The organism is Lentisalinibacter orientalis (genome assembly GCF_040706535.1).
Taxonomy (GTDB): domain Bacteria; phylum Pseudomonadota; class Gammaproteobacteria; order Steroidobacterales; family Woeseiaceae; genus Lentisalinibacter; species Lentisalinibacter orientalis.
This window is the reverse complement of the sequence record NZ_JAPDRJ010000011.1, coordinates 1-1,333: the sequence shown is the minus strand read 5'-3', so window position 1 is coordinate 1,333 and position 1,333 is coordinate 1. Positions and strand designations below refer to the sequence as shown.

The following is a 1,333-nucleotide window of genomic DNA, read 5'->3' as shown; positions in this document are numbered from 1 at the left end:
GGGAGTGTAAGAATTTCTGTGTGTGAACCGGTGTCACTTTCTTCTTAAGCCGCGATTCTGAATCGTTCTCCGAACTGAATCGCGAACTGAGCTCTCGCAGCATGCCACTCCTTGGGCGGTCGTTTCCACTTCGCCGTTATATTTCGTAGCGCCAGATAAATCAGCTTGGTCGCCGCCTCATCGCTCGGAAAATGGCCCTTGTTGCGGATCGCCTTTCGGACCTGACTGTGCAGGCTCTCGATGGCATTGGTCGTGTAGATGATTCGGCGCACCTCGGGCGAGAAGGCGAAGAAGGGAATGACTTCCTCCCAGCGCCGTCGCCAGCTCGCCGTCACCGCCGGGTATTTCTCGCCCCAGGGCCCTTGCTCGAAGGCCTCGAGTTCGGCGGCTGCAGCCTCGGCGCCGGGCGCCTGGTAGATCGGGCGCAGTGCTTTCGCCAGCGCTTTTCGCTCCTTCCACGAGGTGAACTGCATGGAATAGCGGATCAGGTGCACGATGCACGTCTGCACCACGCAATCCGGAAACAGGCTCGTAATCGCCTCCGGGAAGCCCTTCAGCCCGTCAACGACGGCGATCAGGATATCCTCGACGCCCCGGACCTTGAGCTCGTTCATGACCTTGAGCCAGAACTTCGCGCCCTCCGTCTGCTCGATCCACAGCCCCAGGATCTCCCGGTCTCCGGCGCAGGTGACGCCGATGGCCAGATACACCGCCTTGTTGCGCACCAGACCCTCGTCGCGCATCTTCACCCGCAGAGCATCGAAGTACACGATCGCATACACCGGCTCCAGCGGGCGGTTCTGCCAGGCGCTGGCCTCCTCGAGGACGGCGTCGGTGACCGCCGAGACCAGGGCGGGCGATACCTCGATGCCGTAGATCTCGGCGATATGGGCCTGAATATCCCGGGTACTCATGCCGCGGGCGTACATGGCGATGATCTTGTCGTCGAAGCCGGGGAAGCGGCGCTGGTATTTGCCGATCAGCACCGGGTCGAAGCGGCCCTGGCGGTCACGTGGAATATCGAGTACCAGGCGCTCGGCGCCCGTATCGACGGTCTTGGGGCTGGTGCCGTTACGGTGGTTGCCTGAGGCGCGCTCGGCCTCGTCAGTCAGGTGAACGTCCATCTCGGCGCCCAGCATGCGCTCGGCCAGTCCCTTCTTCAGTTCCGCAGCCAGCGTCTCGAAATCCAGCGCCCCTCTGGCGCCGCGCTCCGAAATCAGCCGATCAAGCAATTCGCGGTCGATCCCGTCGTCTCTTCTCTTCGCCATATCTCTGTCTCCTCAAAAGAGTCTCTCGAGTATGGCTCACGAACACAGAATTTCTTACAGGCTCG

The 1,333-nt window shown here is 61.6% G+C and carries 1 protein-coding gene; it reads right to left on the bottom strand.

What is annotated here, in order from left to right:
* Nucleotides 1-44: 44 nt before the first annotated feature.
* Nucleotides 45-1,268 carry an IS256 family transposase gene (locus tag ACJMK0_RS19200; RefSeq protein WP_405240899.1) on the bottom strand — a complete coding sequence of 408 codons (1,224 nt, stop codon included), beginning with the start codon at nucleotides 1,266-1,268 and terminating at the stop codon, nucleotides 45-47.
* Nucleotides 1,269-1,333 lie beyond the last annotated feature (65 nt).